Below are 13,398 nucleotides of genomic sequence, written 5' to 3' on the forward strand. Positions count from 1 at the left end.
TCCCCTCTTGAGGCGCCGGACCGGGCGTTCGCTTCGCCGGCACGGTCGCCAACACGCGGTGTGGTCTCGCGACGCGCCGTCACGGCGTCGGCGCGCTCGTCCGGTCCCGCCAGCTCAGCGGTCCGGTGCGTTCGTAGAGCCAGGCATATTGCCGGGTCATCTGTCCGGTGCGGGTGTAGCGGTAGGCCACGGCCCCGATGGCGAGGACGACCGCCGCGTCGACAAGGTAAGCCGGCAGCGACAGCAGCGGGTCCTCGAACAGCGCGTAGTGGAGGAACCGCGTCACCGCCGCGATCAGCAGCAGGGCCAGAACGCAGTGCCAGAACGGCCGCCAGCCGCGGGCGAGCCCGCTGCCGGTCATCCAGGCCGCACCCCCGCCCATCGCCACGGTGATGAGGAGGAAGATTCCGAGGGTGCGCAGATCGAGGCTGAAACCGTCGGCCATGCTCAGTGCGATCCCCCCTCGAGATAGGCGGCCTTCACCTGCGGGTCGTCGAGAAGGGCCTGGCCGGTGCCGCTCATCGTGACCGCCCCCGTGACCATGACGTAGCCGCGATGCGCCAGCTTGAGGGCATGATAGGCGTTCTGCTCCACGATGAACACGGTCAGGCCTTCGCGGGCGTTGAGGTCGCGCACGGCGGAGAAGATCTGCTTGACCACCAGGGGCGCCAAGCCCAGCGAGGGCTCGTCGAGCATGAGCAGGCGCGGCCGGCTCATCAGCGCTCGGGCGATGGCGAGCATCTGCTGCTCGCCGCCCGACATGGTGCCGCCGCGCTGGTCGATACGCTCGCGCAGGCGCGGGAACAGGGTGCACATCCGCTCGAGGTCCTCGGCGAAATGCTTCCCCCCGTTGACGGCCGCGCCCATCTGCAGATTCTCGCGCACCGTCATTCGGGAGAAGATCCGCCTTCCCTCGGGAGACTGCGCCAGGTTGAGCCGGGCGATCTCGTGGGTCGGCAGCTTGGTGATGTCCTGCCCTGCGAAGGTGATGGTGCCCTCGCGCGCCTGGGGCTGGCCGAAGATCGTCATCATCAGGGTGGACTTGCCGGCCCCGTTGGCGCCGATCAGGGCGACGATCTCGCCCGCGTGCACGTCGATGTCGACGCCCTTCAGGGCGCGGATGCTGCCGTAATAGGCCGAGACGCCACGCACGCTGAGCAGCGGCGCTTTCGCGGCGTCCATCCGGGCGCGGGTCTCGTCCACCAGCACGTTGATGCCCGCGACGCTCATGCCGTTAATCCCGTAGAGGTTCCGGCAAGTCCGACTTCCGCTTCCACCGCCGCCACCTCCTCGTCGTCGACGCCGAGATAGGCCGCGATCACCCGGGTGTCGTTGCGGATCTCGTCCGGCGTGCCGTCGGCGATCTTGACGCCGTAATCGAGCACCACGATGCGGTCGGAGATCTGCATCACCACCGACATGTCGTGCTCAATGAGCAGCACCGAGGTGCCGTACTCGTCGCGGATCATCCGCAGAAGGGTGTTGAGGTCTGCCGATTCCCGCGGGTTGAGGCCGGCGGCCGGCTCGTCGAGGCAGAGCAGCACCGGGTCCGTGCACATGGCGCGGGCGATCTCCAGGCGGCGCTGGTCGCCATAGGGCAGATCGCCCGCCGGCTCGTCGGCCCGGTGGGTCAGGCCGATGCGCGCGATCCAGCCGGCGGCCTTGGCGATCGCCTCACCTTGCGCCCGGCGATAGCCCGGCAGGCCGAGGATGCCCGCGAGGGAGAAGCCGGAGGCCCGCATCAGGGGCTTGTGCATGGCGACCAGCAGGTTCTCCAGCACGGTCATCTGCGGGAACAGGCGGATGTTCTGGAAGGTGCGGGCGACCCGGGCGAGGCGGTTGACGTCGTGGCCCGGCAGGCGCTCCAGCAGGTAGGTCTCGCCGCCGGCCTGCGCTAAGCGGATCATGCCCTCGGTCGGCTTGTAGAAGCCGGTGATGCAGTTGAAGACCGTGGTCTTGCCGGCGCCGTTCGGGCCGATCAGCGCGGTGATGTCGCCGCGCCCGACCTTGAAGGAGAGGTCGCCGACGGCGGTGAGGCCGCCGAACCGCATGGTCAGGTGGTCGACCACGAGGATCGGGTCGACCGGGCCGCCCGGATTCGCGGCCGGGGGCGCGTCCCGCAGGGTGGCGAGGCGGGTGGTACCAGTGGCGCGCGTCATGCGGTGCGCCCCCCGAGGCGGACCGAGGGCGAGCGCTCGGAGATGAGCCCGCGCGGGCGCCAGACCATCATGCACACCATGGCAAGGCCGAACAGCAGCAGGCGGTACTCGTTCGGGTCGAAGCCCTCGCCGAACACAGCCTTGAGGAAGGACAGGTTGCGCAGCAGTTCCGGGGCGCCGACCATGACGATCGCCGCGATGGCGACGCCGACCTGGCTGCCCATGCCGCCGAGCACCACGATGGCCAGGATGATCGCGCTCTCGAGGAAGTTGAAGCTTTCGGGGCTGACGAAGCCCTGGCGCACGGCGAAGAACGAGCCGGCGAAGCCCGCGAACATCGCGCCGAGCGCGAAGGCGGTGAGCTTCGTTATCGTAGTGTCGATGCCCAGCGAGCGGCAGGCGATCTCGTCCTCGCGCAGGGCCTCCCAGGCACGCCCCAGGGGCAGGCGACGCATGCGCAGGGTGACGAGGTTGGTGATCAGCGCCAGCACCAGGATCAGGTAGTAGAGGAAGACGATCCTGTGCATCGGGCTGAAGCTCAGCCCGAAGGTCTGGGCGAAGCCGCCCTCCCCGGCCGTGAACGGGATGCCGAAGAAGCTGGCGCGGGGAATCGAGGACAGGCCGGCGGCCCCGCCGGAGAAGTCGACCCAGTTGATCAGGACGAGGCGGATGATCTCGCCGAAGGCGAGGGTCACGATGGCGAGGTAGTCGCCCCGCAGGCGCAGCACCGGAAAGCCGAGCAGCACCCCGAAGGCGGCGGCGAACAGGCCGGCCAGCGGCAGGCAGATCCAGAACGAGAGCCCGAACACGGTGGAGAGCAGCGCGTAGGAATAGGCCCCCACCGCGTAGAAGGCGACGTAGCCGAGGTCGAGCAGCCCGGCGAGGCCGACGACGATGTTGAGGCCCCATCCGAGCATGACGTAGGTCAGGATGAGGATGCCGAGGTCGATCCAGTAGCGCCCCTCCGACAGGCCGCCCGAGCCGAGGGTGGCGAGCAGCGGCAGGGTGAGCGCGACGGCCAGCGTCAGCGGACCGAGGACGCGGCCGGCCCGGGCGACGACCGGGGCCGCATCGACGGTCGCGAGGCGGTGGGCCTCCCGCCGGCGCGCGACCTCGCCCAGCAGCAGGCGCTGGCCGAGGCGCAGCACGAACACCGCGAGGCAGAGGCCCGCGACGACTCCCCAGCGGCCGGTGAGTTCAAGGCCGGTGCCCTGCCCGAGATCGGTGCGGTAGGCCACCACCGGGATGCTCAACCCGAGCGTTACCAGGGCGAAGAGGGCGGAATCCTTGAGCATCTCCGGCAGGGCCGCGGCGGAGCGGCGGCTGACGGTGGGGGACACCGCACCGATGGTCGATCCGTGAGTCGTCGATCCTTGCGCCATGGCTCAGACCTTCTCGACTTCGGGGCGTCCGAGGATGCCGGATGGTTTGAAGATGAGCACCACGATGAGGATCAGGAACGCGGCCACGTCCTTGTACTCGATCGAGAAGTAGGCCGACCAGAAGGTCTCGATCAGGCCGATGATCAGGCCCCCGAGGACCGCGCCGGGCAGCGAGCCGATACCGCCGAGCACCGCCGCGGTGAAGGCCTTCACGCCGGGCACGAACCCGTCCGAGAACGAGACCACGCCGTAATAGAGGAGGTAGAGGGTGCCGGCGACGGCGGCGAGCGCCGCGCCCAGCACGAAGGTCAGCGAGATCGTCCGGTCGACGTTGATGCCGAGCAAGGCCGCCATGCGCCGGTCCTGCTCGCAAGCGCGCTGGGCGCGGCCGAAGGAGGTGCGCTGCACGAGGTACCAGAAGCCGGCGAGCAGCAGCGCCGTCGTCGTCATGATGATCGCCTGCTTGTAGGACAGGGTCACGGTGTACTGCTCGTTCTGGTAGAGCACGATGACGTCCCGGACGAGGGGCAGCACCGGCTTGTTGCGGGCGCCCTGCACCACCTGGACGAAGTTCGACAGGAAGATCGACACGCCGATGGCCGAGATCAGCGGCGCGAGGCGGAAGGAGCCGCGCAGGGGCCGGTAGGCGACCCGCTCGATCGCCCAGCCCCAGAGAGCCGTGAGGATCATGGCGAGCACCAGCACGATCAGGAACACCAGGGCGACCGAGGTCAGCCCGAGCCAGGATGTGAGGATGAGGAAGAAGATCAGGGCAATGAAGGATGAGAGCATGAACACGTCGCCATGGGCGAAGTTCACCATCCCGATGATGCCGAAGACCATGGTGTAGCCCAGGGCGATCAACCCGTAGATCGACCCGAGCGTCAGGCCGTTGATGAACTGCTGGGCGAAAAATTCCATGAACCGGCCTTCGTTTCGACGGCGCAGCCATCGGCGAACGCTGTCTGCGATCGGCAGACGCTGTTTGCGAATGGCGTGCCAGCCTGGAATGTTCTGAACTGCCGCCTCCGGTCAATCCTCGCGGCGAGTCCCGGGGTGAGCTTTCCCGGACCCTGAAACGCGAACGGCCCGGCGCTGGGAGCGCCGGGCCGTCCCGGGAGGTGGGTCGTGCTCCGGTGCCCGAGGCACCGGTCGGACTTACTTGAGGAGGGAGACCAGGGCCTTGCCGGCGGGGGTCTTCAACTCCTTGGCGTCGAGGGTGCCGTCGTTGTCCGGATCGGCGGCCTTGAAGCGGGCCTCGACCAGGGCGAGGAACTCGGTCTTGTCGAGGGTGCCGTCCGAATCCGGGTCGGCGGCCTTGAGGGCCTTCTTGCTGACGCGGCCCTTGAGCTCCTTGGCGTCGACGGTGCCGTCCTTGTCGGATTCCAGCTTGTCGAAGAGGGCGCCGGCCACGGCCTGGGCCTCCTTGAGGTCGATGGTGCCGTCGTTGTCGGTGTCGACCATCGAGATCACCTGCGATGCGCCCGGACCCTTGGCGAAAGCCGGGATGGCCAGGGGAAGCGCGAGGGCGGCGGCACCCAGGACGACGGCGAGGCGGGACAGATAGGACATGCGAAGAGCTCCGTATCAGCAGTAACGATTGCCGATCTATCACGCTGAAATGGAGCGGCGAAAGCTTGCTGTTGCAATGCAGTATCGCGTCCGTGCCGGTGGTCCCCCTTCGGCCCGGCACCATGACGCTTGGTCAGCCGGTCGGCGCGGCAGCCCCGGACAGGGCCTTCGTCTTGCGGATCACCCCCGCGAAGGTTACGTGCGCCTCGACATACCCGCCGTCCTTCCGGGCGCGGATCTCGAAATGCTTTGGCCTGCGCCGGGCCTCCCCCTCGACCTGAAAGCCCGCCTTTCGGAGTGCCGCGAAGGCGACCGTCGGATCGGCCTGACCCGCATCGCCGTCTTCGGGACGCGGCCGGGCGATGGCGTGCCGTGTCCCGTCTGGAGCCGTGATGGCGATGGCCTTGATCTCCGAGGGCTTCCGCTCGCCGGTCACCGCGATGGCGTCGCCCGGCGTCAGCGTCGCGCCCGTGAGGGCGAGCGCCCTGGCGCCCTCCGGGCCGAGATCTACGAGGACGCGGCCCTCGGGGGACTCGATCGCGAGGCGGTGGCCGAACAGGGCCCAGATCGTTCCGTGCGTGCTGCATGTTGGGGGCATCAGGATAGGGTGCTCTCTGTCAAAGGAGGGAGGTCGGGATGCGGCGGCTCGGGGAGCCGCCGCATCGCTGTTCGGGGTGGGATCAGCGGGCGTCGGGCTTGGCCGCTTCTGGCCTGGACCCGTCGGTCTTCGACGCGTCCGGCTGCGGCAGCGCGGCGAGGCGGTCGAGCATCTGCAGGGTCAGGTCGGCGCAGGCCTTCATGGGCGCCTCGTCGGCGCACTTCACCTCGATGGCGGTCTCGCCCCGCTCCAGGCGGAAATGGGCGGCCTTCGGCGGCGGCGGTGCATCGGGACCGCGCCGGGGGCCGCCCGGAGGAGCGCCGGCTTCCGGCCCGGGGTGCGGACCGCCGGGCGGCGGGGCCGGCTGGGCGACGGCCGCGCCGGCGATCAGGATCGCGGCGGCGGCGAGGAGGGCTGTGGTCTTCGTCATGATGGATGTCCTGCCGGGTGAGATCGAAGGGGGGAGACGGCGCAGGGGACGCTCAGAAGACCCGCTTCTCGCGGACCTGACCGTCGAAGCCGACATGGAGCTGGCGCTCGCGCCCATCGGTGCCGCGTGCGGCGACCTCGAGGTGACGCGGCCCCCGTCCGGTGACCCGGATGTCGGAGTAGCCGGCCGCCTCGACGCGGGCGCTCAGGGCCGGCACGTCGGGCTTCGCCCCGAGGCCCACCTTGTCCTTGGCCCAGTCCAGGGTTCCGGCGGGTGGGCCGCCGGCGGGGCCGACGCGCACCTGGCTGCCATCGGCGCGGGTGATCAGCAGGGCGTGGAGGAAGCCGTTCTCGAACCGGCCCTGCACGGTGATGGCCTCGCCGGGCTTCACCAGGGCGCCCCCCTCCCCCTGGCGGCCGGTCTCGACCAGCGCCTTGCCGGTGCCGTCCTGCATCACGAACTTGTTGCCGTAGATCTCGGCGACGTCGCCCTTGGCGGCGATGGAGCCCGAAGCCTTCAGGGCGGAGATCGCCGTGGGCGCCACCGGCGTCATCACCGAGGCTCCGGTCTGGGCGAGCGACAGGCCGACCGCGCCGAAGGCGAGGGGCGCCGCGATGGCGCCGACGACGAGAGCGCGGCGCGAGGGCTTCGGGGTCGGGGTGAGGCTGGCGGGCGCGGGGGTCTGGGCGGTCTCGGTCATGGTGGCCTGTCCTTCCGGGGTTCGGCGGTTGCCCTCTCGGGTTGACGCCGTTCTAGGTCAGGGCCTCCAACCCGATCTGAACCGCACGGTTCAGCCCCCGTTAAACGACGCGGCGTAGGCCGCTCGCCGGTCCACATTCGCCCTTCCACCCACGGACACCACGCCATGAAACTCCTGCTGGTGGAGGACGATGCGCCGCTCGCCGCCGAGATCGCCAAGGCCCTGCGGGCCGAGAACTTCGCCCTCGACCACGCGGCGAACGGCGAGGACGCGCAGCATCTCGGAGAGACCGAGACCTACGACGCGGTGGTGCTCGATCTCGGCCTGCCCAGGCGCGACGGGCTCACCGTCCTCCAGGCCTGGCGGGCGGCTGGCCGAACCGTACCGGTCCTCGTCCTCACGGCGCGGGACGGCTGGAGCGACAAGGTCGCGGGCTTCAAGGCGGGGGCCGACGACTTCCTGGTCAAGCCGTTCCGGGTCGAGGAGCTGGTGATCCGCCTGCGTGCCCTGGTGCGCCGGGCGACCGCGCACGGGGCGTCCCGCGTCACCTGCGGTCCCCTCTCCTACGAATCCGGCCTCGGCACCTTCGAGCGCGACGGCCTGCCCCTGAAGCTCACCGGCCTCGAATGGCGTGTCCTGTCCTGCCTGATCCTGCACAAGGACGGGGTGATGCCGCGCAGCCAGCTCATCGAGCGGGTCTATGACGGCGATGCCGACGTCGATTCGAACTCGGTCGAGGTCATCATCACCCGCCTGCGCCGCAAGATCGCCCCCGCCCGGATCGAGGGGGTGCGTGGCCACGGTTATCGCCTGCTCCCGGGCGATCCCGCGTGACCCCGACGAAGCCTCCTGCCGGGCACGCCGGCGCGGTTGGGCACGAACCGCCGGCCAAGCCCGCGCCGTCCGACCGGCCCGGTCCGCCCCCGAAGCCCGTCGGGCTCCTCCATCTCGGCTCCCTGCAGCGGCGCCTGCTCCTGGCCGCCCTCGGCCTCGTCACCGTGGCCCTGCTGGTCGCCGGCCTCGCCATCGGGCTTGTCCTGCACCGCTTCGTCCGGACCCAGCTCGACAGCCGCCTCGACAGCCAGCTCGTCGCCCTGGCGTCGAGCCTGGAGCGCGGCCCTGGCGACCGCCTGCGCCTCGATCGTGCGCTGGACGGGCCGCCCTTCGACCGCCCGCGTTCCGGCTGGTACTGGCAGGTTCGCCAGGGGGGCAGGACCTTGCGGGCCGAGTCCCTCCAGGGGGAATCCCTGGAGACGCGCAACCCGCGCCTGCCGGACCCGTCCGCCCTGGGCGGCTCGATCCCGGGCGGCCCCGGCTCGGCCCGGCCACCCCGTGACCGGGACCCGGACCGCCCCCAGCCGGGCGACGGCACCGGCCCCTGGGGCGAAGCCCTGATCCTGCGCATCCAGGTCCTGCCCGCCCAGGGGGACACGCCGCCGGCCCTCCTCATCGCCACGGCCCCGGCCAAGGCCCTGAACGGACCCTTGCGCGAGGCCGGTCTGACCCTCGCGGCCATCCTCGGGATCCTCGGTCTCTGCCTGGTGGCCGGCACCGTCCTGCAGGTCCGCCTCGGCCTGCGGCCCCTGGAGCAGCTGCGCCGAGACATCGCCGAGGTCCGGGCCGGACACCGGCCCCGGATCCCCGGCCCGCAGCCCGCCGAGATCCGTCCCCTGGTGGGCGAGGTGAACGCCCTCCTCGACCAGAACGCCGCAAACCTCGAACGGGCCCGCACCCACGTGGCGAACCTCGCCCATGGCCTGAAGACGCCCCTCGCCACCCTGACCCTCGCCCTCTCGGACCGGACCCGCGACCCGGATGGTCGCCTCGCCGAGCTCGCCGGCGCCATGGACCGGCAGGTGCGCCACCACCTGCGGCGCGCCCGGGCCGCCGCGTTGGGCGGCGCGACCCGCACCCGGACCGAACTCGCCGGTCCCCTCGCCGACCTGCGGACCACCTTTGGGCGCCTCTACGCCGAGAAGCGCCTCGCCCTCGAGCTCGACCTGCCGGCCGGCCTCGCGGTGGCCTGCGATCCGCAGGACATCGACGAGATGCTCGGCAACCTCATCGACAATGCCTGCCAGTGGAGCCGCGGTCGCGTCCGGGTCTCGGCCGCCGCCACGGAGGCGGGAATTGCCGTGACCGTGGCGGATGACGGTCCCGGGTTGGACGCGGAGGCGGCCGCCCGCGCCGTGCGGCCCGGCGGACGCCTCGACGAGAGCGTGCCCGGCCACGGCTTCGGTCTCTCGATCACCCGGGAGCTCGCCGAGCTGTACGGCGGGGGCTTGCGCCTCACGCGCTCGGATCTCGGCGGTCTCAGTGCCCGGTTGCTTTTGCCGGCGTGACGGCCGCCGATGTCTCGCGAAGAACCGACGTCGACGGTGTGCAACGCCGCCTTCCCGGACAAACGAGCCGGTGCGCCACCAAGGAACGCACGGCCGTCGCCGAGACGTCGCGGGCATAAAGGAAAGTGAAAGGCTGGCACGGCATGGTCTCGCATCGGGCGGTTTCGTCGCGGGTGTCCGCAAGACCGGTTGATGTTCATCCTGTGCCGGCTCGGACCCGTCATCGACAGCGGGGCCTGCCGGTTTCGGGGTCCTGAGACGCGGATCGCGGCGTTTCCGTGGATTGTGCGTCGGTGAGAAAGGGTTGTCGTGCCGAGCTCCAGCGTCGAGGCGCAGCGTCTGGCCATCCTCAACGACCTGAGACTCTTGGAGTGTACGCCGGAGGCGCATCTCGATGCCGTCTGCCGGACAGCCTGCGCTCTGTTCGGCGTGCCCATCGCCCTCGTGAACCTTGCCGGCAGCGAGACCTATACGCTCAAGGCGCGATGCGGTGTCGCCGAGGGGGGCACCCTCTCCCGGGCCGGTGCCTTCTGCGACCGGACGATCCTGGGGGCGCCCGGCGCAGTGCTGGTCCTGCCCGACATCCTGGACGATGCCGAGTTCGCGACGAGCCCCCTGGTCACCGGGGGACCGCGGGCCCGGTTCTACGCGGGCGTACCCCTCGCCCTGTCGGACGGCCTGCCCCTCGGCACGCTCTGCCTCATCGACACGGTTCCGCGCGACGATTTCGACGCGACTCGCGTGGCGCAACTGCGCGACCTCGGCACCGTCGTCGAGGCCCACCTCCGGCTCACCGTCGCGCAGCGCGCGAGTCAGATCGAGCGAGCGGAGCGCCAGCGGACAGAGGTGCTCCTTGCCGCCAAGGCCGCCGACCTCAAGCTCGTGGTCGAGGCCCAGCGGATGACCGAGTCCGTCGCCCATATCGGCTACTGGCGCATCCATGCGCGGGCCCGGACCGTCTCGTGGTCCGAGGGACTATGTGGTGTCTTCGGGCGGCCGATGCCCCCCGGCGGCGAGATTTCCCTCGACGACCACCTCGCCTACTACCATCCGGACGACCGGGTCGCGGTCTCGGCCCGCATCGCCAACGCTCTGGAGAGCGACGGGCCTGAGGGCGCCGCCTACCAGGGGCGGGCCCGCATTGTCCGGCCGGACGGCAGCCTCTGTCACGTGATCGTCCAGGGCGCGGTGGAGCGCGATGCCGGTGGCCGCCTCACGGCGCTCTACGGCCTCGTCCTCGACGTCACCGACCTCGCTGCCTCCGAGGCGCAGCTGCGGGAGAAGGACCTGCGCCTGCGCGCGACCCTGGAGACCATGGACCAGGGCCTGATCATGATGGATGCGCAGGGCTGCGTCCGGCTGCTCAACCCGCGGGCCCTGCAACTGCTGGACCTGCCGGAGGCGATCCTGTGCGAAGGGGCGCTCCTGTCCGACATCCTCGCGCACCTGACGGAGCGCGGCGAGTTTTCGGCGATGCCGACCGCCCAGGACGGCCGGCCGCGCCTGCGCGATGCGACCGGCGCCTGGACGCCCCTGCGGATCGACTGGCCGCGTCCGGACGGGACCACCCTCGAGGTCCGGGGCGTGACCCTGCCCGACGGCGGCATCCTGCACACCTTCACCGACGTCACGGAGCATCGGGCGGCGGAGGCCCGCACCCGAGAGGGCGAGCGGCGGTATCGCATCCTCGCGGATTCCGTCTCCGACATGATCGTCCGGCGCAGCGTCGCGAACGTCCGCACCTACGTCTCTCCGGCCGCCCGCGATCTCCTCGGCTACAGCCCCGAGGAGATGCTGAGCCTGCCCCTGGAGGCCTCGCTCCACCCCGAGGATGCGCCCGCCACGCGCGCGTTCCTCGAGGCGTTCCGGGCCGGGCGCACCGAGACGGGCCGCATCACCCATCGCCTGCGCCACCGCGATGGCCGCTGGATCTGGGTGGAGGCGCAGACGCGGCTCGTGCGCGACGAGGCGGGGCGGCCCTTCGAAACCATCACCGCCGCGCGCGACGTCAGCGAGCGCGTCGCCGCCGAGCAGGCCCTGCGCCTGGGCGAGGCCCGGTACCGCGCGCTCGCCGATTCCCTGCCGCAGATCGTCTGGGTCGTCTCCCTCCACGACGGCACCGCCACCTACGTCAACCAGCGGTTCGAGGACTACTACGGACCCATCGGCATCAGCCGGGAGGCCCGCCTCGCCCGCAATCACCCGGAGGATGCCGCGCGGATGGAGGCGGTCTTCAGCGAGGCCCGCCGGCTGGGGGATGCCTACGAGATGGAAGGCCGCCTCCTCCGGCACGACGGCGTCTATCGCTGGCACAAGCTCGTCATGCTGCCCATCCGGGAGGACGGCGTGATGGTCGGCTTGCTCGGGACGGCCCTCGACATCGACGACATCGTGACGGCGCGCCAAGCCCTGGAGGAAACCTCGAATCTCCTGCGGCTCGCACAGGAATCGGCCGGGGCCGGACTCTGGTCCTGGGACCTGAAGGGCGGCACCGTCCGGCACTCCGTCGACAGCGCGCGGATGTACGGCCTCCCGGTGCCGGCGGGCCACGCGGCCGACAGGCCGGTGGAGGTCGGCATCGGCGCGTGGGACCGCCACATCCATGCGGGCGACCTCGCGGTCCTGTACGGACAGGTCTACCGCTGCCTCGCCGAGGGCGGATCCTACAGCGGCGAGTTCCGGCTGGCCGCGCCGGAAGGCGATCCGCCGCGCTGGCTCCAGAGCTTCGCCCGGGTCGTGACCGACCCGGAGTCGAACGAGCCGGTGAAGATCGTGGGGCTCACGATGGATGTCACCGCGCGCAAGCTGGCGGAGGGCCGGATCGCCCATATGGCCCTGCATGACGGGCTGACCGGCCTGCCGAACCGGCTCCTGTTCAAGGAGGGCCTGAGCAACGCCCTCGCCCGCGCCGATCGCCGGGGCGGCCGCTTCGCGGTCCTGGCCTGCGACCTCGATCGCTTCAAGGCCGTCAACGACACCCTCGGTCATCCGGCCGGCGACGCGCTCCTGCGCGTGGTGGCCGACCGCCTGCGCAGCGTGGTCCGGGAGGGCGACACCGTCGCGCGCCTGGGCGGCGACGAATTCGCCATCATCCTGGCCGACCTCGACGATCCCCAGGAAGCGGGGCTCGCGGCGCGCCGCATCATCGAGGCGATGGAGCAGCCCGTCGACCTCGACGGGCACCGGGTCGGGATCGGGGTCAGCGTCGGCATCGGCCTCGGCTCCCAGGACGGTGCCGACGCCGACACGCTGTTCCGCAACGCCGACATCGCCCTCTACCGGGCCAAGGCGGCCGGCCGGAACACCTATCGCTTCTACGAGGCGGCCATGGATGCGGCGACGACCCAGCGCAACCTCCTCGAGCTGGAGATGCGCGAGGCGGTGCGCACGGGCGGCTTCAGCCTGCACTACCAGCCGGTCCTGCACCTCGACAGCGGCGCCGTGAAGGGCTTCGAGGCCCTGCTTCGCTGGCAGCATCCGGTGCGGGGCATGATTGCGCCCGGCGCCTTCATTCCCCTTGCGGAGGAGACCGGGCTGATCCGTCAGCTCGGAAGCTGGGCCCTCCGGGAGGCCTGCACCGAGGCGGCCTCCTGGCCAGGGGACCGGCGCATCGCGGTCAACGTCTCGGCGGTCCAGTTCGGGCAAGCGAACCTGGAGCAGAGCGTGGTCGCCGCCCTGTCGGCCTCCGGGCTGCCGGCGCGGCGCCTGGAACTGGAGATCACCGAAAGCGTGCTGATGCAGGATGCCGAGGCGGTCCTCGCCTGCCTGCACCGCCTGCGGGCTCTCGGGGTCCGGATCGCCCTCGACGATTTCGGCACCGGCTACTCCTCGCTGAGCTACCTGCGCCGCTTCCCCTTCGACCGGATCAAGATCGACCGGTCCTTCATCCGCGAGATCGCCGATCCCGGCACCGCGGTGATCGTACGGGCGGTGGTCGACCTCGGCACCCAGCTCGGCGCCAGCATCACCGCCGAGGGAATCGAGACGGAAGAGCAGATGGCGCGGGTGCGCCAGGAAGGCTGCACCGAGGCGCAGGGCTTCCTCCTCGGACGCCCCCTCCCGGCCGAGGAGGCACGTCGGTTCCTCGAAGGCCTGCGCGACGCGGCCTGAACGTCGTGTTTCTGTCACAAGGCTGTTGACAGGAGATTCGGGGATCCGTATACCCCGGTTCATCGGCGGGCGGCCAACGGGGTTGGCGGCTTGCTTTTGCATCTC

At 70.8% G+C, this 13,398-nt stretch carries 12 protein-coding genes; 3 read left to right on the forward strand and 9 right to left on the reverse strand.

Features of this window, described 5'->3' with window-relative positions; all coding sequences use genetic code 11:
• Window positions 1–79 precede the first annotated feature (79 nt).
• The 9 genes from ASF20_RS05650 to ASF20_RS05690 form a co-directional block, all read right to left on the reverse strand.
• On the reverse strand, window positions 80–445 hold the full coding sequence (locus tag ASF20_RS05650; RefSeq protein WP_056212921.1) for a DUF6867 family protein: 366 nt from the start codon (window positions 443–445) through the stop codon (window positions 80–82).
• 2 nt (window positions 446–447) lie between these two features.
• On the reverse strand, window positions 448–1,230 hold the full coding sequence (locus ASF20_RS05655; protein ID WP_056271855.1) for an ABC transporter ATP-binding protein: 783 nt from the start codon (window positions 1,228–1,230) through the stop codon (window positions 448–450).
• Complete coding sequence (locus tag ASF20_RS05660) at window positions 1,227–2,051, reverse strand: ATP-binding cassette domain-containing protein (RefSeq protein WP_244476333.1); 825 nt, start codon at window positions 2,049–2,051, stop codon at window positions 1,227–1,229. Before ASF20_RS05660 ends, ASF20_RS05655 begins: the two co-directional genes overlap by 4 nt.
• A 104-nt stretch (window positions 2,052–2,155) precedes the next feature.
• Window positions 2,156–3,541 carry a high-affinity branched-chain amino acid ABC transporter permease LivM gene (gene livM, locus ASF20_RS05665; RefSeq protein ID WP_082501194.1) on the reverse strand — a complete coding sequence of 462 codons (1,386 nt, stop codon included), beginning with the start codon at window positions 3,539–3,541 and terminating at the stop codon, window positions 2,156–2,158.
• A gap of 3 nt (window positions 3,542–3,544) precedes the next feature.
• A complete protein-coding gene (locus tag ASF20_RS05670; RefSeq protein WP_056271856.1) occupies window positions 3,545–4,462 on the reverse strand; it encodes a branched-chain amino acid ABC transporter permease in 918 nt (305 codons plus the stop codon).
• A gap of 237 nt (window positions 4,463–4,699) precedes the next feature.
• Window positions 4,700–5,113, reverse strand: coding sequence for an EF-hand domain-containing protein (locus tag ASF20_RS05675; protein WP_056271859.1), 414 nt, complete (start codon window positions 5,111–5,113; stop codon window positions 4,700–4,702).
• Between the two features lie 133 nt (window positions 5,114–5,246).
• Window positions 5,247–5,711, reverse strand: a complete 465-nt coding sequence (locus tag ASF20_RS05680; protein ID WP_056271862.1) for a hypothetical protein — start codon at window positions 5,709–5,711, stop codon at window positions 5,247–5,249.
• Window positions 5,712–5,793: 82 nt separating this feature from the next.
• Entirely contained in the window at window positions 5,794–6,141 is a 348-nt protein-coding gene (locus ASF20_RS05685; RefSeq protein WP_056271864.1) for a hypothetical protein, read from the reverse strand.
• A gap of 52 nt (window positions 6,142–6,193) precedes the next feature.
• The gene (locus tag ASF20_RS05690; RefSeq protein ID WP_056271866.1) at window positions 6,194–6,841 is read right to left on the reverse strand and encodes a hypothetical protein; all 648 of its coding nucleotides are present in this window, start codon (window positions 6,839–6,841) and stop codon (window positions 6,194–6,196) included.
• A gap of 165 nt (window positions 6,842–7,006) precedes the next feature.
• Between ASF20_RS05690 and ASF20_RS05695 the strand changes: the two genes are divergently transcribed.
• The 3 genes from ASF20_RS05695 (at window position 7,007) to ASF20_RS05705 (ending at window position 13,293) form a co-directional block, all read left to right on the forward strand.
• Complete coding sequence (locus ASF20_RS05695; protein WP_056212909.1) at window positions 7,007–7,675, forward strand: response regulator transcription factor; 669 nt, start codon at window positions 7,007–7,009, stop codon at window positions 7,673–7,675.
• Window positions 7,672–9,183 carry a HAMP domain-containing sensor histidine kinase gene (locus ASF20_RS05700; RefSeq protein WP_348271544.1) on the forward strand — a complete coding sequence of 504 codons (1,512 nt, stop codon included), beginning with the start codon at window positions 7,672–7,674 and terminating at the stop codon, window positions 9,181–9,183. Before ASF20_RS05695 ends, ASF20_RS05700 begins: the two co-directional genes overlap by 4 nt.
• A 309-nt stretch (window positions 9,184–9,492) precedes the next feature.
• Window positions 9,493–13,293 (forward strand): EAL domain-containing protein, encoded by a 3,801-nt coding sequence (locus ASF20_RS05705; protein WP_056271868.1) that lies wholly within the window; start codon window positions 9,493–9,495, stop codon window positions 13,291–13,293.
• The last annotated feature ends 105 nt before the right edge of the window (window positions 13,294–13,398 follow it).

Source organism: Methylobacterium sp. Leaf88 (assembly GCF_001422795.1).
In the GTDB taxonomy this organism is placed as follows: Bacteria; Pseudomonadota; Alphaproteobacteria; order Rhizobiales; family Beijerinckiaceae; genus Methylobacterium.

What these genes read in the sequence shown, in the direction of transcription:
- ASF20_RS05650 (WP_056212921.1), bottom strand. Translation starts at nt 445, where the DNA reads ATGGCCGACGGTTTCAGCCTCGATCTGCGCACCCTCGGAATCTTCCTC.
- ASF20_RS05655 (WP_056271855.1), bottom strand. Translation starts at nt 1,230, where the DNA reads ATGAGCGTCGCGGGCATCAACGTGCTGGTGGACGAGACCCGCGCCCGG.
- ASF20_RS05660 (WP_244476333.1), bottom strand. Translation starts at nt 2,051, where the DNA reads ATGCGGTTCGGCGGCCTCACCGCCGTCGGCGACCTCTCCTTCAAGGTC.
- livM (WP_082501194.1), bottom strand. Translation starts at nt 3,541, where the DNA reads ATGGCGCAAGGATCGACGACTCACGGATCGACCATCGGTGCGGTGTCC.
- ASF20_RS05670 (WP_056271856.1), bottom strand. Translation starts at nt 4,462, where the DNA reads ATGGAATTTTTCGCCCAGCAGTTCATCAACGGCCTGACGCTCGGGTCG.
- ASF20_RS05675 (WP_056271859.1), bottom strand. Translation starts at nt 5,113, where the DNA reads ATGTCCTATCTGTCCCGCCTCGCCGTCGTCCTGGGTGCCGCCGCCCTC.
- ASF20_RS05680 (WP_056271862.1), bottom strand. Translation starts at nt 5,711, where the DNA reads ATGCCCCCAACATGCAGCACGCACGGAACGATCTGGGCCCTGTTCGGC.
- ASF20_RS05685 (WP_056271864.1), bottom strand. Translation starts at nt 6,141, where the DNA reads ATGACGAAGACCACAGCCCTCCTCGCCGCCGCCGCGATCCTGATCGCC.
- ASF20_RS05690 (WP_056271866.1), bottom strand. Translation starts at nt 6,841, where the DNA reads ATGACCGAGACCGCCCAGACCCCCGCGCCCGCCAGCCTCACCCCGACC.
- ASF20_RS05695 (WP_056212909.1), top strand. Translation starts at nt 7,007, where the DNA reads ATGAAACTCCTGCTGGTGGAGGACGATGCGCCGCTCGCCGCCGAGATC.